Here is an 18718-nt window from a genome sequence, read left to right as displayed (position 1 = left end):
ATGCCGGCCGGGCACCTTTTGTCTTACAATTGCGCCTGCGCCACCTTGCCATCGCGCCCGCAGGCTGGCTTGATCCGCGGGTCACGTGATGCCCGGAGGAAATGCATGGCGACCGCAGACTATTACGAAATTCTCGATCCACGTTTCGCGCGGCTGTTCAACGGCAACGCCCAGGTGGAAAAGCTGTTTACCGGATGTCAGTGGGCGGAAGGGCCGGCCTGGTTCGCCGCCGGCCGCTATGTCGTCTGGTCCGACATCCCCAACAACCGCATGCTGCGCTATGACGGGACCGACGGCAATGTCAGCGTCTTCCGTCAGCCCTCCGGCAATTCCAACGGCAACACCGTCGACCGCCAGGGCCGACTGGTGACGTGCGAGCATTCCGGCCGCCGCGTCAGCCGCACCGAGCATGACGGTTCCGTCACCACCATCGCGGCCGAATGGAAAGGCAAGCGGCTGAATTCGCCCAATGACGCGGTCGTGAAATCCGACGGCTCGATCTGGTTCACCGATCCGAGCTACGGCATCGACACCGACTATGAGGGCGACAAGGCCGAAAGCGAGATCGGCGCTTGCAATGTCTACCGGGTCGATCCGGATACGGGCGAGGTCGAGGCCGTCATCACCGACATGGTCCGGCCGAACGGGCTTGCCTTTTCACTGGATGAAAGCCAGCTCTATGTCGTCGACACCGGCCGCACCCATGGCGCGCAGAACCCCGCGCATATGCGGGTCTTCAACGTCGGCAAGCACGGCAAGAAGGTCTCGGGCGGGAAGGTGTTCGCTGACTGCACGGCCGGCCTATTCGACGGCTTCCGGCTCGACGAGGCCGGCCGCATCTGGACCAGTGCCGCCGACGGCATCCATTGCTACGATCCCGACGGCACGCTGATCGGCAAGGTCAAGGTGCCGGAAGTGACCGCCAATTGCGTGTTCGGCGGCAACAAGCTGAACTGCCTCTACATCGCCGGCACCACGTCGCTCTACATGGTGCGGCTGATGGTGAACGGGGCGAAGACGTATTGAGGCTGCTGCAAACGCTTCTCTGGCGGCCTTGATGGCGTTTCTGCGCCTGCCGGCGGCGCCTGTTGCGCTGCGGCCGCCGGAACCACCGCCAAGCGGTTCGCCGGAGCGGATTTCGGAGCCGCGGCGCGGCGGTATCAGACACAATTCAAGGGAGGACATCATGCCATTCGTCAACATCCGCATCGTCAAGGAAGTGATCGCCGCTGATCCCGCTGGCAAGAAGGCCGACATTGCCAAAAAGGTCACGGCGGCCATCATGGACGCCACCGGGCTTAGCAATGACGACGTCTGGGTGGTGTTCGAAGAGGTCAACGCGCGCGACTGGTATGTCGGTGTGACCGATGTCGAGACGTTGCGGAAGGGGTAGCACAGCGGCACGTTGGGGTGCGGCCGCACCCTTTCGTTCGTCATCCTAGGGTCTGCGCCGCGTCGCTTCGCTCCTTGCTCCGCCCTAGGATGACGAGGCAACGTCTGCGCGTATAAAACTCGCGAAAACCTGCACCGCTTCGCGCATGGCCCGCAGGTTCTCGTTCTCTCCCAGGATCGCTTCCATCTCCGGCGGTTTCTTGCCGAGCAAGGCAATCTCCAGAACCGCGTCCTCACAAAGCGCAAACGACATCGTCCGCATGATCTCCGCAAGCGCTGCGCGGGCGTAGAGCGAGCGCGCGGAGGCGTGGGCCAGCATGGCGGGCTTGCCGACTGCGGCGTCGCGCGAGACCAGCCAGTCGAGCGCGTTTTTCATGCCGCCGGGCACGCCATGGGCATATTCGGGGCAGGAGACGATGATGCCGTCGGCGCTGGTGACGGCCTCGATCAGCCGCATGGCCTCGGCCGGTGTGCGCTCGCCTTCGTCATCCGGGTTGAAGATCGGCAGCAGGCCGAGCCCGTCATAGACAGTTACGCGGCAATCCGAAGGCGCGTTCGCGGACAGCGCCGCCAGCAGCGCCGAATTGGTCGAGGCGGCGCGCAGGCTGCCGGAGATGGCGAGGAGTTCGATCACGGGCAAAGGACCGCAATGGCGAATCGTACCCGAAATCTACCACAGGGTCTTGCTGTAGGCTTCGTCCAGCGAGCGGTCGAAATCGTCGGCAGTTTCGGCATGCGCCATCTGATCGGACAGGATCTGACCGAGCGTCGGCAATGTCGCGCGGTCGTGCCAGCTGTCCGGCTTCCACAATTCGGAGCGCATGAAGGCCTTGGCGCAGTGCATGTAAGCGGCCTTGACGCTCACCACGACGACGCTTTGCGGTTGCTTGCCGTCGACGGTGAGGCGCTCGCGCAAACCGGCATCGACGGTTATGCGGGCGTCGCCATTGATGCGCAGCGTCTCGTTCATGCCGGGGATGAGAAAAAGCAGCCCGACCGAAGGGTTGAGCAGGATGTTTTCCAGCGTGTCCAGCCGGTTGTTGCCGGGCCGGTCGGGAATGGCGATGGTCGTGTCGTCTAGGACAAGGGCGAAGCCCGGCCTGTCGCCTTTCGGCGTCACGTCGGCATTGCCGGCGCCGTCGGAAGAACCGATCAGCACGAAAGGGCTCTTGCCGATGAAAGAGCGGCAGTGGCCGTCGAGCGCCCTGAGTTCCTTGCGCATCGAGGTGTCGGTCGGCCGCGGGGTCTTGTAGATCGTCCTCAGTTCATCGCGCGTGGTGACGAATTCCATGGCCGTCTCCGTTTATTCTGACGCAATTCCGGACGGCTTCACACTTTTCCTGGAATTGCTCTACTTGCCGGCTTCTTCCACCTTCTCGGCCTTATCCTCGATCGAATGGTGCAGGATCAGCGGCATCTGGCTGAAGGTGAACAACAGGGTGATCGGCATGATGCCCCAGACCTTGAAGGTAACCCAGAAGTCGGTGGAAAAATTCCGCCACACCACTTCATTGGCAAGAGCCAGGAACAGGAAGAACAGGCCCCAGCGGAAAGTCAGCTTGCGCCAGCCTTCGGCATCGAGGCGAAAGGCCGAATCGAAGACATAGCCGAGCAGCGATCGGCCGAAATACAGACCGCCGAGCAGCACGCCGCCGAACAGGGTGTTGACGATGGTCGGCTTCATCTTGATGAACACGTCGTCCTGCAGATAGAGCGTCAGCGCGCCGAAGATGAAGACGACGACGCCCGAGACCATCGGCATGATCGGCAAGGTGCGCAGCAGCAGCCAGGAGGCGATCAGCGCGATCGCCGTCGCCGCCATGAAAAGGCCGGTGGCGACGAAGATCGGCCCGCCGAATTCGGCCAGGACAGGAAATTTCTGCACCAGCCAGGCGCCGCGTGCATTGGCGAAGAAGAACACCATCAGCGGCCCGAGTTCCAGCACCAGCTTGAGCAGCGGATTGACGCTTTCTTTCTTCTTTCGCGGGTCGGACGGGTCGCGTTCGAGGATGGGTGGGTTCATGACTTCCTTCTGACGCATGATCTTGTCCAAAAAGCCGTCAGCTCTTCGGGATCACTGCCTGTTACGCTACGCCGGCGATCGCCCTGGCGAATTCGCCGGCCGAGAATGGTTCGAGGTCGTCGACCTGTTCGCCGACGCCGATGAAGTAGACCGGCAGTTTGTGCTTTGCCGCGATCGCGACCAGAATACCGCCGCGCGCCGTGCCGTCCAGCTTGGTCATCACCAGGCCGTTGACGCCGGCGACATTGCGGAAGATCTCGACCTGATTGAGCGCATTCTGGCCGGTGGTGGCGTCGACCGTCTGCAGCACGGTATGCGGCGCTTCCGGATCGAGCTTGCCCAGCACGCGCACGATCTTTTCCAGCTCCGCCATCAGTTCGGTCTTGTTTTGCAGCCGGCCGGCGGTGTCGATGATCAGTACGTCGGAGCCGGCCTCCTTGGCGCGTTCGAAAGCGTCGTAGGCAAGGCCGGCGGCATCCGCGCCGATCTTCGAGGCGATGACCGGAGACTTCGTCCTCTCGCCCCAGATCTTCAGCTGCTCGATGGCTGCAGCGCGAAAGGTATCGCCGGCGGCCAGCATCACCGACAGGCCACCATCGGTCAGTTTGGCGGCGAGCTTGCCGATGGTCGTGGTCTTGCCGGTGCCGTTGACGCCGACCACCAGAATGACATGCGGCTTGTGCGACAGGTCGAGCTCCAGCGGCATGGCGACATGGGCCAGCACCTTCTCCACCTCGGCCGCCATGATGGTGCGGACATCCGCGTCGGAGACATCCTTGCCGTAGCGGCTGGCAGCGAGGGCATCGGTGACGCGCAAGGCTGTTTCCATGCCCAGATCGGCACGGATCAGCACGTCCTCCAGATCCTGCAGCGTCTCCTCGTCGAGCTTGCGCTTGGTGAAGACGCCGGCGATGTTGCCGGTGAGTTCTTTCGAGGAGCGGGCAAGCCCGTCGCGCATGCGCTGGAACCAGGAGCGTCGCGGCGCCGGTTCGGGCGCCTTTTGCGGCTCGGCTTTCTGCTCGACCTTTTTGGTGACGGTGACTTTGCCGACTGACGGTGTCGGCTGTGGTGTCGGCGGAAAACCCGGTTCAGGCATGGGCGCAACCCCCGCCGTGGCAGCCCGGACTTCGACCGGCGCGGGTGTGGCTTCGACCGGAGTGCGCTTTACCTCCCCCTCGATGGGGGAGGTCCCAAGCGAAGCTTGGGGGTGGGGGTGATTTGCGCTGGCGTCAGCGCTGTCACCCCACCGCGCCGCTTCGCGTCGACCCTCCCCATCGAGGGGAGGGTGGGTCGCCTCGTCCTTCTCCCCGTGGCTATACGGGGAGAAGGTGCCGGCAGGCGGATGAGGGGCGGCGCTGACCTCTGAGGTAGGCTGTGCGGGAGGCGCGGACGGTTGCGGCACTTCGATCGGCGCTGGTGCTTCGGCCGGCTCCTCGGCAGGCGTTGGTACTTCAACGGGGGCCGGTTCCGGCTGCCTCTCCGGGCGCGCTGGTTCAACCTCCGGCTTGGCCGGTGCGGCCGGAACTTCTTGCGGCTGCGGTTCGGGCGCGGGCTTCGGAACAGCCGGCGGCGCGGGAACTTCCTCGGGCTCCGGCGGCTCGGCAGGCGTCTCAGGTTCGGGGGCTTCTTCCGGCGCGGGCTCCGGCAACGGTTCCGGCTCGGATGGGACGACCGGTTCCGGCGCGGGCGGGATGGTCGGCGCGGGTTCGGGCTTCGGTTCTTCTGGCGCCGACTGCGGCGCAGGCTTTACCTCCCCCTCGATGGGGGAGGCCCCAAGCGAAGCTTGGTGGTGAGTGGCGCCGGCGTCGGCGCTCTCACCCCTCTCCGCCACTTCGTGGCGACCCTCCCCATCGAGGGGAGGGTGGGGCGTCGGCGGCTCGGGCTCCTCGCGCTTCAAGAACTCCGGAACGATCTGCTCGGCCGCCGGCTTCAGCGCCTCAAGCGCATCCCATTTGATCGGCGGCAGGGGAGCGGTTTCGTCGATGCGCTCCTCGACGCCTTCCTTCTTGCCGAACGAAAATATGTTCTTGAAAAAACCGGCCATGCTTCAATCGTCTCAGGCGGCGCGGGCAGTGAGGGGCGAGGCTATCAGGCGCGCCCCATCATGGCCGGTGATGTCTGCCTCGACGATCTCGCCCGGCGCGCCTGTGCCTAGCGCGGCAAGCGTGAACCCTTCGGTGCGGCCGAGGCCGTCGCGCTCGACCAGGATCGACTGGCGCGTTCCCGGGAGCGACGACAGATGGCGGCGATACGCAGCCTCACCAGCGGCGCGCAGCTGGGCCGCGCGCTGCTTGACCAATTCGCGGCGGACCTGCGGCATGCGCGCGGCGGGCGTGCCTTCGCGCGGCGAAAACGGGAAGACATGCAGGTGCGTCAGCCCACATTCCTCGACGATCTTTATCGAATTCTGAAACATTTCCTCGGTCTCGGTCGGGAAGCCGGCGATGATGTCGGCGCCGAAGACGATTGCCGGGCGCAATTTGCGCACATCCTCGCAGAAGCGGATCGACTGGTCGCGCAAATGCCTGCGCTTCATGCGCTTCAGGATCATGTCGTCACCTGATTGCAGCGACAGATGCAGATGCGGCATCAGCCTGGGCTCGGTGGCGATGGCGTCCAGCAGATCGTCGTCGGCCTCGATCGAATCGATGGAGGACAGCCGCAGCCGCCTCACATCAGGCACCTGCTTCAGGATGGTCTTCACCAGCTTTCCCAGCTTCGGCGCGCCCGGCAGGTCGGCGCCGAAAGAGGTCATGTCGACGCCGGTCAGCACGATCTCGGCGTAGCCGTTGCCGACGAGACGCTTGACCTGCTCGACAACCGCGCCCATCGGCACCGAGCGTGAGTTGCCGCGGCCATAGGGGATGATGCAGAACGTGCAGCGATGGTCGCAGCCGTTCTGCACCTGGACGAAAGCACGTGCCCGGCCCTCAATGGCGTCGACCATGTGGCCGGCGGTCTCGCGCACCGAGAAAATGTCGTTGACGCGCGCCTTCTCGCTGTCGTTGACGCCGAAATCCGGCAGCGCGCGGTAGGAGTTGGCCTTCAGCTTCTCTTCGTTGCCAAGCACGAGGTCGACCTCGTCCATGGCGGCAAAATTCTGCGGTTCGGTTTGCGCGGCGCAGCCGCTGACGATGATGCGCGCCGCCGGATTTTCGCGGCGGGCCTTTCTGATCGACTGCCTGGCCTGGCGCACCGCTTCGGCGGTGACGGCGCAGGTGTTGAAGATAATGGCGCCGCCTTTGAGCGCGCCGAGACCTGCGCTTTCGGCCTCGCGGCGCATCACTTCGGATTCATAGGTGTTGAGACGGCAGCCAAAGGTGACGACGTCTATGCCTTGGGAGTTGGGGCCCTTGGTATCGGCAAGTGCAGACATCAGGCCGCGCTTTCGGTGTCGCGGGCCCAGGTGCCGGTCGACGGATCGAAATTGCCGGAAAACTCCCATTCGGCAGCGCCGGTCAGGATGACGTGGTCGTCGTCGCGCCATTCCACATGCAGCGAGCCGCCGCCGGGCGTCATCAGCGTAACGCTGCGGCCGGTGCGCCGGGTGCGGGCAGCGGCGACGACGGAAGCGCAAGCGGCCGAGCCGCAAGCCCTGGTCAGGCCGGCGCCGCGCTCCCAGGTGCGGATGATCATCGTCTCCGGCGACGTTACCTGGGCGATGGTGATGTTGGCGCGCTCGGGGAAGATCGGATGGTTTTCGAGTAGCGGGCCGAAACGCTCGAGTTCATAGGACCAGACATCGTTGTCGACCCAGAAGATGGCGTGCGGGTTGCCCATCGAGAGAGCCGAAGGCGAATGCAGCACCGGCGCGTCGATGGGGCCGATCTGCAACTCGATCATGCGGGTGTCGCGGAATTCCTCGGCCAGCGGAATGTCCTGCCAGCCAAAGCGCGGAGTGCCCATGTCGACCGAGATGGTGCCGTCGGCATTTTCGACGGCGTTGAGGATGCCGGCGCGGGTCTCGAAGGTGAAAGTCTTCTGGCCGGTTTCGGCGGCCAGCGCCTGGACGACACAGCGCATGCCGTTGCCGCAGGCCTGCGCGCCCGAGCCGTCGGAATTCAAAATGTCGATGTAAAAGGCGGTGCCCGGCGTGCGCGAATCGTGGATCGCCATGATCTGGTCGAACCTGGTCGCCGCATCGGCGTTCAGCGCGACAGCCGACGCCGCCGTGACCCTATCGGCACGGCCACGCATGTCGGCGACGATGATTTCGTTGCCGATGCCGTTCATCTTGGCGAAGGGGGCAGTGCCTGCCATGATCTGAGGTAATTCCTGTACGTTTCGCCGCTATATGGCGGAAACGGGCGGGAATTACCAGTGTGGGCTGCGTTTAGGTTACCGCGAAAACGCCGAGCACGATCAGCAGGAAGATGACGAGAACGATGCCGATCAGCACGCGCGCGCCGGTGGCGGCGGCACCGGCCAGCGCCGGCATGCCGAGCAGGCTGGCGGCGGCAGCAACGATGAGAAGAATGATGATCCATTTGATCATGGACAATGCCTCGCAAATTGACTGGCCTGCAGCCGGCTTAAGAACGCATCTGCGGCGCTCTGGTTCCGTTGCCGCGAGGCTCTCTCCGACTGGGCGCGCTATTCGGCAATCTCGAAGTCGGTCGTGAAAGGCGCCGTCTTTTGCGAGTTCTCGTCATGCATGAGGAAATCCGCTCGGTATTTGCCGGGGGGAACGCCATCCAGGGAGACGTTTAATTTGAAGAACATCTCTCGGTTATGCGAGCGCGAGGCGAGCTGGACCCGACCAAGCTTTTCGACGCTGCCCAGCTTCTCGCCCGACTGGGAAAGCACGGTAAGGTCAACGTAAAGCGCGATCTGGTTGTTGCCGAGCCCATCCGAGCCGTAGCCGTAACCGACCGGCTCCATATAAAGCACAATCTCTTCGCCCGGCTTGTAGACATGGTTCGGGCGCTCGGCGTAGGCGCCGAACCCGCTGGCCGACAGGATATGCTTCACATTTTGCACGCCAAGCGGCATCGCTTGCCACAGAGCGTCCTCGGCGCTGCGGAATTTGTCCAGCGCGCCGGCGCCATCACCCGCCTGCAGTGCCTTTTCGGCTTCAGCGGCGCGATCGGAGATTTCGCCCGCGAAAGCGGCCGGCGTCGAAATTACCAGCGCGATCAAAACTGCCAAGATTGATTTCATCTGTTCCCCCTGTTGCGATAGAACATCGGCTAAAACGGCAGTGCCGTAAACGGCCAAATGCAGACTTCAGCCGCGCTCGATCTCGGGAACGTCCCAAAGCTCGCCCGGACGGAAGGCGCGAAACCGCTCACGCGCCAGGCCTTGCGCCTTAAGCGCTTCAGTCAGTTTTGCGCCGGCAGTTGCGCTCGACCGCCGATGCGCCGACCTGCTGCGGGCTCCGGTGCCGCTTTCGCAACCAATGTACCGGTTGGAACCGCGCTAGAGCGAAGACATGCCTTTTGTCCGCCAGCCATTTTGCGACAAATTTACAACAATTCGTGGTGCAAACCCTATTTTAACCATATCGGGTTGAAATTTCGCCACCTTCTCCATCTTGGTGAGGGTGAGATTGTGCGGACGGCTTCCCCCCAGCCGGATCCGACGGAGGTTTGAATGATTTTTTCGAGAAGCGGGCTGATGGCCGTATCGCTGGCAGCGCTCGTTGCGAGCGGCTGTTCGACCTCGCGTTTTTCATCGATGGATGACCAGCAGCCCGCCCCGCTGCAGCCCGCGCCCGCCGGCACGGTGAGCGGAAGCCAACTGCCGCCCCCGGCAGCGCCGGGCACCACCGACCCATCGCAATTCCCGACCGCGCCGGCAGGCGCGCAGGTCGCCTCGCTGCCGCCGGACGGATCGGCGCCGGCCGGAGCCTCCGACCTTACCGCTGCGAGCGTTGCCGGCGTCTGGAACGCCAGCGTGTCCGGACAGAGCTGCAAGGTGGCGACGCCGCAGACCAAATTCGGCGCCGGCTTCCGCGCCGGGCCGCTGCATTGCCCGCCGCCCATCGACGGCATCAAATCGTGGAACGTCGCCGGCAAGCAGCTGACGCTCTATGACGAGAATGGCGGCACGCTGGCGCGGCTCTATTCCTCGGGCGGTTCGAAATTCGACGGCCAGACTACCAACGGCTTGCCGATATCGCTTACAAGATAGGCTGCCTATCCCTAGACAGCGACGTGACCGATGCATCTGCGTGACGGCCTCCAGACCCATGCGACCGTCAGGCAGCGCTACGACCATCTGGTCGCAACCGGCGCCATCGAGCGCGATCCTGCGCAGGAGCGCATCGCCGCCGCGCTCGACCGGCTGACCGACGAGATCTCGGTCAAGCGGCTGGCGCACAAGTCGAGCGCGCTCGGCTGGCTGTTTGCCCGCAAGCGCGAGACGCGCGAGGTCGTCAAGGGCCTCTACATTCATGGCGGGGTCGGTCGCGGCAAGACCATGCTGATGGATATGTTCTTCGAGCTGTTGCCGGTCAGGCGCAAGCGCCGCGTTCATTTCAACGACTTCATGGCCGATGTGCAGGACCGCATCCAGAAGCACCGGCAGGCGCGCAAGAACGGCGACGTCAAGGAGGACGACCCGATCCCGCCGGTCGCGCTTCAGCTTGCCGAACAGGCCTGGGTGCTGTGCTTCGATGAGTTTTCGGTCACCGACATTGCCGATGCGATGGTCCTGTCGCGGCTGTTTTCGGCGCTGTTCGCCAATGGCGTGGTTCTGGTCGCCACCTCGAATGTCGCGCCGCAGGACCTTTATCGCGACGGGCTGAACCGCCAGCTCTTCCTGCCCTTCATCAGCATTCTCGAGCGCCACGCCCATGTGCTGACGCTTGATGCCGACAAGGACTACAGGCTGGAAAAGCTCGCCCGCACGCCTGTCTATGTCACGCCGGCGGATGCCGAAGCCGACCGTGTGCTCGACGAGGCCTGGCAGGCGATGACGCGTGGAGCGCCGACGGCCGAGACCGCGCTGACGCTCAAGGGGCGGCAGGTGAGAATACCGGCTGCTGCCGGCAATGCGGCGCGGTTTTCCTTCGCCGACCTCTGCGAAAAGCCGCTCGGCGCGCGCGATTTTCTGGCCATTGCCGGCCGCTTCTCGACCGTCTTCATCGATCACGTGCCTGTGCTGGGCGAAGGCAAGCGCAACGAGGCCAAGCGCTTCATCCTCCTGATAGACACGCTCTACGATCATCACACGCGGCTGGTGGTAAGCGCCGACGCCTCGCCGCCTGAGCTCTATACGGCCAGGCGCGGCAACGAGGTCTTCGAATTCGAGCGCACGGCCTCGCGCCTGATCGAAATGCAGAGCCGCGACTGGCTGGAGGACTGGGCGGAACGGCAGAAGGACAACGCGGAAGCGCAGGTCTGAGGGTTCCAAGAGGTCATTATGTAGTGATCCTTCGCCCCCCCTCTGTCCTGCCGGACATCTCCCCCACACGGGGGGAGATTGGCGGTTTCGGCGCTCCGCTCATTCCTGCGGCATTGGAGATTGGCGAAAGGTCGCGTGACGTCCGGTCTCCCCCCTCGTGGGGAGATGCCTGGCAAGGCAGAGGGGGCGCTGTCCCGCCGACGCCTAAAGGTCATACGCATACATTACAAACGCCTCCGCCTGCCCATGCTCCTCCCTGCGTTTTTCATAAAGCTCGCGCGATGGAACATTGTCCGGCTCGGTTCCAACACAGGCTTCGCCGCAACCTTTGCTCGCGACCGAGCGCGAACATGGCGTCGAGCATCTTTCGCGCGATGCCTTGGTGTTGGTAGGCGGGTGAGACACTGACTTCGTCGATGTAGAATTCGCTGACCTTTGTGGGGATGGCGGTGGATGATTGTGGGGCATTGGTCGACGACGCCGTCGGCCAATGCCACGATCATGAGATGACCTGATGATGAGACGAGGTAGGCAGCAAGCCTGTCGGCCCGGACCGGCTCGTCGAACACGTCCTCGGCGATGCGCTTCACAAGGGCGTCATCGCCTGGATATAGTCTTCTGATTTCCACGCGCATTGTGTAAAATCTCCCAAGCCGGCCTACGAACTTTGACGTTTACGTAAATCCCAGTGTTTCTAACCGATTGAAATCATTCACTCGAAAATAATCGATTGAATATATTTGCCACCGGGGCTACTGGATGCGGCGAAATCCGCTGACACCACAGCATTCCGGCCTCTTCCTCGACGCCGTCAACCAGATCGCCAGAGATTTGGGCGTCGTCACAGACAAAGGGAAAATTTCCTCACATGGCACGCAACAAGATAGCGCTCATCGGCTCCGGCATGATCGGCGGCACGCTCGCTCACATGATCGGCCTCAAGGACCTCGGCGACGTGGTGCTGTTCGATATTGCCGAGGGCATCCCGCAAGGCAAGGGCCTCGATATCGCGCAGTCGTCGCCGGTCGACGGTTTTGACTCCCGGCTGACCGGCGTCAATGATTATGCCGGGATCGAGGGCGCCGATGTCTGCATCGTCACTGCCGGCGTGCCGCGCAAGCCGGGTATGAGCCGCGACGATCTGCTCGGCATCAACCTCAAGGTCATGGAACAGGTCGGCGCCGGGCTGAAGAAATACGCGCCCAAGGCCTTCGTCATCTGCATCACCAACCCGCTCGACGCCATGGTCTGGGCGCTGCAGAAGTTTTCGGGCCTGCCCAAGACCCATGTCGTCGGCATGGCCGGCGTGCTCGACAGCGCGCGCTTCCGCTATTTCCTGGCCGAGGAATTCAAGGTCTCGGTCGAGGACGTCACCGCCTTCGTGCTGGGTGGCCACGGCGATTCCATGGTGCCGATGATCCGCTATTCCACGGTGTCGGGCATTCCGCTGCCGGACCTCATCAAGATGGGTTGGACCTCGAAGGAAAAGCTCGACCAGATCGTGCAGCGTACCCGCGATGGCGGCGCCGAGATCGTCGGCCTCTTGAAGACCGGCTCGGCCTACTATGCGCCGGCCGCCTCGGCCATCGCGATGGCCGAATCCTATCTCAAGGACAAGAAGCGTGTGCTGCCTTGTGCGGCGCATCTCTCGGGTCAGTATGGCGTCAAGGGCACCTATGTCGGCGTTCCCGTGGTCATCGGCGCCGGCGGCGTCGAGCGCATCATCGAGATCGACCTCAACAAGGCCGAGCAGAAGATGTTCGACGCTTCGGTGGCGACGGTGCAGGGCCTGACCGAGGCTTGCGTCAAGATCGCCCCGCATCTCGCCTCGAAATAATCCTCCGGAGACCATCCAGATGAACATCCATGAATATCAAGGCAAGGCGCTGCTGAAGAGCTTTGGCGCGCCGGTGGCCGAAGGCGTGCCGGTGTTCAAGGCAAGCGAGGCGGAAGCCGCGGCACAAGCGCTTCCCGGCCCGCTTTATGTGGTGAAGAGCCAGATCCATGCCGGCGGCCGTGGTAAGGGCAAGTTCAAGGAGCTTGGCCCGGACGCCAAGGGCGGCGTGCGGTTGGCGAAATCGGTGGCCGAAGTCGTTGCCAACGCCAATGAGATGCTCGGCCACACGCTGGTCACCAAACAGACCGGCCCGGCCGGCAAGCAGGTCAACCGGCTTTACATCGAGGACGGCGCCGACATCGAGCGTGAACTCTATCTGTCGATCCTGGTCGACCGCTCGGTCGGCCGCATCGCCTTCGTCGTCTCGACCGAAGGCGGCATGGACATTGAAGGCGTCGCCCACGATACGCCGGAGAAGATCATCACCCGCGCCATCGATCCGCTGGCTGGCGTGACAACCATCGACGTCGACATATTGGTCGAAGCGCTGAGCCTCACCGGCGAAGCCGCCAAGGATGCCGGCACGCTGTTTCCGATCCTCTACAAGGCCTTTGTCGAAAAGGACATGAGCCTGCTCGAGGTCAATCCGCTGATCGTCATGAAGAACGGCCGGCTGCGCGTGCTCGACGCCAAGGTGTCGTTCGACAACAACGCGCTGTTTCGCCACCCCGAACTGATGGAACTGCGCGACACCACCGAAGAGGACGAGAAGGAGATCGAGGCGTCGAAATACGACCTCGCCTATGTCGCGCTCGACGGCAATATCGGCTGCATGGTCAACGGCGCCGGCCTCGCGATGGCGACGATGGACATCATCAAGCTCTATGGCGCGGAACCCGCCAACTTCCTCGATGTCGGCGGCGGCGCGTCGAAGGAGAAGGTGACGGCGGCGTTCAAGATCATCACAAGGGATCCGGCGGTCAAAGGCATCCTGATCAACATCTTCGGCGGCATCATGAAGTGCGACATCATTGCCGAGGGCGTCATTGCCGCGGTCAAGGAAGTCGGCCTGCAAGTGCCGCTGGTGGTGCGCCTTGAAGGCACCAATGCCGAGCTCGGCAAGAAGATCATCAACGACAGCGGTCTGAACGTCGTGTCGGCCGACGATCTCGACGATGCAGCCAAGAAGATCGTGGCGGCGGTGAAGGGCTGAAGGCGAATGCCTCCGCGCAAGATAAACCTCGTCGAGGCGGCGGACGCGAAGATCACCAAGGTCTTCGATCCGCATATCGCCGGCGACGTCAATGACAGCCAGGCCAAGGTTGCCAAGTTCGGCGAGACCTTCGACTGGCATGCGCATGAGCATGAGGACGAAGCCTTCCTCGTCCTGCGGGGCAGGATTGCCATCGATTTCCGCGACGGGCCGGTCGAGCTCGGCGAGGGTGATTTCATCATCGTGCCGCGCGGCGTCGAGCACCGGCCGCGCTCGCTGACCGCCGAGCCGGTGGTGCTGATGTTCGAGCCGGCAACGACGCTCAACACCGGCAACGCCAAGAGCGACCTCACCGTCTGCGACCTGAAGCGGCTCTGACCATGAACGCGTTCTCCTCGCTCTCGGCCGATCACCAGCGCCTGCAGGCACTGGTCGGCGCGTGGCGCGGCGAGGAAGAGGTGGCGGAAACGCAGTGGGCCGATGGCGGACCGGCGACGTCGGACGTGCTGACAGAGCCACAGTTCGGCGGACTGTTCGTGGTCCAGCGCTATCGCCAGCGCCGCGACGGCACGGTCTCGTTCGGCTCGCACAGCGTGTTCGGCTTCGATCAGCCAAACAGGCTCTTCACCATGCACCAGTTCGACTCCATGGGTTTTGTGCCGGCCTCGCCGGCCACAGGAACGTGGAACGGCGATGAGCTGGTTCTGGAGCGGTCGTCGCCGCGTGGCTCAGCGCGCGTGACGTATATTTTCGACAATGCCGATGCCTACCGGATGCGACTGCATTTCAAACCTGCCGGCAGCGACAGCTGGCAAGACATGGTGAGCGGCGTCTACCGGCGCGTCTCGCCTTCCCCGATCAACGGCTTTTAGAAAAGGGCACCGATGTCCATTCTCATCGACAAGAACACCAAGGTGCTGGTTCAGGGCCTGACCGGCAAGACCGGCACGTTCCACACCGAGCAGGCCTTGGCCTATCACGGCACCAAGATGGTCGGCGGCATCCATCCCAAGAAGGGTGGCGAGACCTGGACCGGCGCCAAGGGCGAAAACCTGCCGATCTTCGCTTCCGTTGCCGAGGGCAAGGAAAAGACCGGCGCCAATGCCTCGGTTGTCTATGTGCCGCCGGCGGGCGCCGCCGAAGCCATCCTCGAAGCCATCGAAGCCGAGATCCCGCTGATCGTCTGCATCACCGAAGGCATTCCGGTGATGGACATGGTCAGGGTCAAGGCGCGGCTCGACCGCTCGACCTCGCGGCTGATCGGCCCGAACTGCCCCGGCGTGCTCACCCCCGACGAATGCAAGATCGGTATCATGCCCGGCAACATCTTCCGCAAGGGCTCGGTCGGCGTTGTTTCGCGCTCGGGAACGCTTACCTATGAGGCAGTGTTCCAGACCACCAATGTCGGCCTCGGCCAGACCACCGCCGTCGGTATCGGCGGCGATCCCGTAAAAGGCACCGAGTTCATCGACATGCTCGAAATGTTCCTTGCCGACGACGAGACCAAGTCGATCATCATGATCGGCGAGATCGGCGGTTCGGCCGAGGAAGACGCCGCGCAGTTCCTCAAGGACGAGGCCAAGCGCGGCCGCAGGAAACCGATGGCGGGCTTCATCGCCGGGCGCACTGCGCCGGCCGGTCGCACCATGGGCCATGCGGGCGCGGTCATCTCCGGCGGCAAGGGCGGCGCGGAAGACAAGATCGCGGCGATGGAATCGGCCGGCGTCAAGGTATCGCCATCGCCGGCCCGGCTGGGCACGACGCTGGTCGAGGCGATCAAGGCTAAGTGAGTAGCGAGTAGTGAATAGCGAATAGGGAAAAGAGAGTAACGGCGCGACCCGGGAAAAATCGCTACTCGCTACTCGCTACTCACTATTCGCTTTTGAAAAGGAGACGGAGCCAGGCTCCGCGGACAAAAATGGCAAGACAAGATCAGGCCAACGACCAATTTTCGCTCACCTCTTTCCTGTATGGCGGCAATGCCGACTATATCGACGCGCTGTACGCGTCCTATGAGGATGATCCAGAGTCGGTAAACCCCGAATGGCAGGACTTCTTCGCCGGGCTAAAGGACGACGCCGGCGATGTGCGCAAGAACGCCAAGGGCGCTTCCTGGGCAAAGCCCTCCTGGCCGCTGCAGGCCAATGGCGAACTGGTGTCGGCGCTGGACGGCAATTGGGGCATCGTCGAGAAGCATCTGGAAAAGAAGGTCAAGGACAAGGCGGTCACCAATGGCGTCGTGCTGTCGGATGCTGACGTGCATCAGGCGACGCGCGATTCGGTGCGCGCCATCATGATGATCCGCGCCTTCCGCATGCGCGGCCATCTGCATGCCAATCTCGACCCGCTCGGCATCGCCAAGCCGCTTGAGGACTATAACGAGCTGTCGCCGGAGAATTACGGTTTCACCGCAGCCGACTACGACCGGCCGATCTTCCTCGACAATGTGCTCGGCCTCGAATTCGGCACCATCCGGCAGATGCTGGAAATTCTGACCCGCACCTATTGCTCGACGCTCGGTGTCGAGTTCATGCACATTTCCGATCCCGAGGAGAAGGCCTGGATCCAGGCGCGCATCGAGGGCGCCGACAAGGAGATTTCCTTCACCGCTACGGGAAAAAAAGCGATCCTGCAGAAGCTGGTCGAGGCCGAAGGCTTCGAGCAGTTCATCGATGTCAAGTACAAGGGCACCAAGCGCTTCGGCCTCGATGGTAGCGAAGGCCTGATCCCGGCGCTGGAGCAGATCATCAAGCGCGGCGGCCAGCTCGGCATGAAGGAGATCGTGCTCGGCATGGCGCATCGCGGCCGGCTGAACGTGCTGTCCCAGGTGATGGCCAAACCGCATCGCGCCATCTTCCACGAATTCAAGGGCGGCTCGGCCGCTCCTGACGAGGTCGAGGGCTCGGGCGACGTCAAGTACCATCTCGGCGCCTCGTCGGACCGCGAGTTCGACGGCAACAAGGTGCATCTGTCGCTGACCGCCAATCCCTCGCATCTGGAAATCGTCGATCCGGTTGTGATGGGCAAGGCGCGCGCCAAGCAGGACTATCTGTTTGGCCGCAGCCGCGAGGAGATCGTGCCGCTGGAAGAGCGCGCCAAGGTGCTGCCGCTGCTTCTGCATGGCGACGCCGCCTTTGCTGGCCAGGGCGTAATCGCGGAAATTCTCGGCCTGTCGGGCCTGCGCGGCCACCGCGTCGCCGGCACGCTGCATTTCATCATCAACAACCAGATCGGCTTCACCACCAATCCGCGCTTCTCGCGCTCTTCCCCCTATCCGTCCGACGTCGCCAAGATGATCGAGGCGCCGATCTTCCACGTCAATGGCGACGACCCTGAAGCGGTGGTGCATGCCACCAAGGTGGCGATCGAATTTCGCATGAAGTTCCACAAGCCGGTGGTGGTGGACATGTTCTGCTACCGCCGCTTCGGCCACAATGAGGGCGATGAGCCGGCTTTCACGCAGCCGATCATGTACGCCAACATCCGCAACCACAAGACGACGGTGCAGATCTATGGCGAGCGGCTGATCGCCGAGGGCCATATCAGCCAGGCCGAACTCGACAAGATGAAGGCCGACTGGCGCGCCCATCTGGAATCCGAATGGGAAGTCGGCCAGCATTACAAGCCCAACAAGGCCGACTGGCTGGACGGCGCCTGGTCAGGCCTGCGCACGGCCGACAACCAGGACGAACAGCGCCGCGGCAAGACCGCCGTGCCGGTCAAGGTGCTGAAGGACATCGGCAAGAAGCTGACCGAGGTGCCGAAGGGTTTCGAGGCGCACAAGACCATCATCCGCTTCCTCGAAAACCGCCGCCAGGCGATCGACTCCGGCGAAGGCATCGACTGGTCGACGGCCGAGGCGCTGGCCTTCGGCGCCATCTTGCTCGACGGCAATCCGATCCGGCTGTCCGGCCAGGATTCCGAACGCGGCACCTTCTCGCAGCGCCATTCCGTGCTCTACGACCAGCGCGACGAGACCCGCTACATCCCGCTCAACAATCTCTCGGCCGCACAGGCCGGCTACGAAGTCATCAACTCGATGCTGTCGGAAGAGGCGGTGCTCGGCTTCGAGTATGGCTACAGCCTGGCCGAGCCTAAGGCGCTGACGCTCTGGGAAGCGCAGTTCGGCGATTTCGCCAACGGCGCCCAGGTGGTGTTCGACCAGTTCATCTCGTCGGGCGAGCGCAAGTGGCTCAGAATGTCGGGCCTGGTCTGCCTGTTGCCGCATGGCTATGAGGGCCAGGGGCCGGAACATTCGTCGGCCCGGCTCGAGCGCTTCCTGCAGCTCTGCGCCGAAGACAATATGCAAGTCGCCAACTGCACCACGCCGGCCAACTACTTCCACATATTGCGCCGGCAGCTGAAGCGGGACTTCCGCAAGCCGCTCATCCTGATGACGCCGAAGTCGCTGCTGCGCCACAAGCGGGCGGTATCGACGCTGCCGGAGATTTCGGGCGAAAGCTCGTTCCACCGGCTTTTGTGGGACGATGCCCAGCTGCTGCAGAACCAGGTGATCAAGCTCACCAAGGATTCCAAGATTCGCCGCGTCGTGCTGTGCTCGGGCAAGGTCTATTACGACCTCTACGAGGAGCGCGAGAAGCGCGGCATCAACGACATCTACCTGCTGCGCGTCGAACAGCTCTATCCCTTCCCGGCCAAGGCCCTGATCACCGAGCTGTCGCGTTTCCGCAATGCGGAGATGGTGTGGTGCCAGGAAGAGCCCAAGAATATGGGCGCCTGGTCGTTCATCGATCCGTATCTGGAATGGGTGCTGGCTCATATCGACGCCAAGCATCAGCGGGTGCGCTACACCGGCAGGCCGGCGGCGGCGTCGCCGGCGACCGGGCTGATGTCGAAGCATCTGGCACAGCTCGCCGCCCTGCTCGAAGACGCGCTCGGCGAATAG

Annotated in this window: 19 protein-coding genes; 10 read left to right on the top strand and 9 right to left on the bottom strand. The window is 63.3% G+C overall.

Going from position 1 to position 18718, the window contains the following annotated elements:
* The first annotated feature begins 105 nt into the window (after window positions 1–105).
* Both NKJ57_RS23615 and NKJ57_RS23610 read left to right on the top strand, forming a co-directional pair.
* Window positions 106–1026: an SMP-30/gluconolactonase/LRE family protein gene (locus NKJ57_RS23615; RefSeq protein ID WP_352512815.1), complete on the top strand. Its 921-nt coding sequence runs from the start codon at window positions 106–108 to the stop codon at window positions 1024–1026.
* A 160-nt stretch (window positions 1027–1186) separates the two neighbouring features.
* Window positions 1187–1393: a tautomerase family protein gene (locus NKJ57_RS23610; RefSeq protein ID WP_023683852.1), complete on the top strand. Its 207-nt coding sequence runs from the start codon at window positions 1187–1189 to the stop codon at window positions 1391–1393.
* An 84-nt stretch (window positions 1394–1477) separates the two neighbouring features.
* On the opposite strand, the gene NKJ57_RS23605 is transcribed toward NKJ57_RS23610, so the two are convergent.
* The 8 genes from NKJ57_RS23605 to NKJ57_RS23570 all read right to left on the bottom strand — a co-directional run bounded on the left by NKJ57_RS23605 (window position 1478) and on the right by NKJ57_RS23570 (window position 8632).
* Complete coding sequence (locus NKJ57_RS23605) at window positions 1478–2026, bottom strand: NADPH-dependent FMN reductase (RefSeq protein WP_023821954.1); 549 nt, start codon at window positions 2024–2026, stop codon at window positions 1478–1480.
* 36 nt (window positions 2027–2062) lie between these two features.
* On the bottom strand, window positions 2063–2683 hold the full coding sequence (locus tag NKJ57_RS23600; protein ID WP_023706747.1) for a pyridoxamine 5'-phosphate oxidase family protein: 621 nt from the start codon (window positions 2681–2683) through the stop codon (window positions 2063–2065).
* Window positions 2684–2743: 60 nt separating this feature from the next.
* Complete coding sequence (locus NKJ57_RS23595; protein ID WP_023687683.1) at window positions 2744–3415, bottom strand: septation protein A; 672 nt, start codon at window positions 3413–3415, stop codon at window positions 2744–2746.
* A 61-nt stretch (window positions 3416–3476) separates the two neighbouring features.
* Complete coding sequence (gene ftsY, locus NKJ57_RS23590; RefSeq protein ID WP_352512813.1) at window positions 3477–5459, bottom strand: signal recognition particle-docking protein FtsY; 1983 nt, start codon at window positions 5457–5459, stop codon at window positions 3477–3479.
* Between the two features lie 12 nt (window positions 5460–5471).
* Window positions 5472–6791, bottom strand: coding sequence for a tRNA (N(6)-L-threonylcarbamoyladenosine(37)-C(2))-methylthiotransferase MtaB (mtaB, locus tag NKJ57_RS23585; RefSeq protein WP_352512811.1), 1320 nt, complete (start codon window positions 6789–6791; stop codon window positions 5472–5474).
* Entirely contained in the window at window positions 6791–7675 is an 885-nt protein-coding gene (gene dapF, locus NKJ57_RS23580) for a diaminopimelate epimerase (protein WP_352512809.1), read from the bottom strand. Before dapF ends, mtaB begins: the two co-directional genes overlap by 1 nt.
* A 73-nt stretch (window positions 7676–7748) precedes the next feature.
* Complete coding sequence (locus NKJ57_RS23575) at window positions 7749–7910, bottom strand: DUF1328 family protein (RefSeq protein WP_023683859.1); 162 nt, start codon at window positions 7908–7910, stop codon at window positions 7749–7751.
* 98 nt (window positions 7911–8008) lie between these two features.
* The gene (locus tag NKJ57_RS23570) at window positions 8009–8632 is read right to left on the bottom strand and encodes a hypothetical protein (protein ID WP_352512808.1); all 624 of its coding nucleotides are present in this window, start codon (window positions 8630–8632) and stop codon (window positions 8009–8011) included.
* Window positions 8633–9007: 375 nt separating this feature from the next.
* Here NKJ57_RS23570 and NKJ57_RS23565 point away from each other — a divergent pair, with 375 nt between their 5' ends.
* Both NKJ57_RS23565 and zapE read left to right on the top strand, forming a co-directional pair.
* Window positions 9008–9547, top strand: coding sequence for a protease inhibitor Inh/omp19 family protein (locus NKJ57_RS23565; RefSeq protein ID WP_023687689.1), 540 nt, complete (start codon window positions 9008–9010; stop codon window positions 9545–9547).
* 30 nt (window positions 9548–9577) lie between these two features.
* Complete coding sequence (zapE, locus tag NKJ57_RS23560) at window positions 9578–10762, top strand: cell division protein ZapE (RefSeq protein WP_352512806.1); 1185 nt, start codon at window positions 9578–9580, stop codon at window positions 10760–10762.
* 265 nt (window positions 10763–11027) lie between these two features.
* On the opposite strand, the gene NKJ57_RS23555 is transcribed toward zapE, so the two are convergent.
* The gene (locus tag NKJ57_RS23555) at window positions 11028–11138 is read right to left on the bottom strand and encodes a hypothetical protein (RefSeq protein ID WP_352512836.1); all 111 of its coding nucleotides are present in this window, start codon (window positions 11136–11138) and stop codon (window positions 11028–11030) included.
* Between the two features lie 492 nt (window positions 11139–11630).
* Here NKJ57_RS23555 and mdh point away from each other — a divergent pair, with 492 nt between their 5' ends.
* The 6 genes from mdh to NKJ57_RS23525 all read left to right on the top strand — a co-directional run bounded on the left by mdh (window position 11631) and on the right by NKJ57_RS23525 (window position 18718).
* Entirely contained in the window at window positions 11631–12599 is a 969-nt protein-coding gene (gene mdh / locus NKJ57_RS23550; RefSeq protein ID WP_023694518.1) for a malate dehydrogenase, read from the top strand.
* A gap of 19 nt (window positions 12600–12618) precedes the next feature.
* Entirely contained in the window at window positions 12619–13812 is a 1194-nt protein-coding gene (sucC, locus tag NKJ57_RS23545) for an ADP-forming succinate--CoA ligase subunit beta (RefSeq protein WP_352512804.1), read from the top strand.
* A 6-nt stretch (window positions 13813–13818) separates the two neighbouring features.
* Window positions 13819–14190 (top strand): cupin domain-containing protein, encoded by a 372-nt coding sequence (locus NKJ57_RS23540; RefSeq protein ID WP_023702615.1) that lies wholly within the window; start codon window positions 13819–13821, stop codon window positions 14188–14190.
* A 2-nt stretch (window positions 14191–14192) separates the two neighbouring features.
* Window positions 14193–14684, top strand: coding sequence for a DUF1579 family protein (locus NKJ57_RS23535; RefSeq protein ID WP_352512803.1), 492 nt, complete (start codon window positions 14193–14195; stop codon window positions 14682–14684).
* A gap of 12 nt (window positions 14685–14696) precedes the next feature.
* Window positions 14697–15602 carry a succinate--CoA ligase subunit alpha gene (gene sucD / locus NKJ57_RS23530; RefSeq protein ID WP_023724452.1) on the top strand — a complete coding sequence of 302 codons (906 nt, stop codon included), beginning with the start codon at window positions 14697–14699 and terminating at the stop codon, window positions 15600–15602.
* 128 nt (window positions 15603–15730) lie between these two features.
* On the top strand, window positions 15731–18718 hold the full coding sequence (locus tag NKJ57_RS23525) for a 2-oxoglutarate dehydrogenase E1 component (RefSeq protein ID WP_352512802.1): 2988 nt from the start codon (window positions 15731–15733) through the stop codon (window positions 18716–18718).

It is taken from the genome of Mesorhizobium sp. M0077 (assembly GCF_040322955.1).
Lineage (GTDB): Bacteria > Pseudomonadota > Alphaproteobacteria > Rhizobiales > Rhizobiaceae > Mesorhizobium.
The sequence above is the reverse complement of the archived record's forward strand: the minus strand, read 5'-3'. Positions and strand labels throughout refer to the sequence as shown.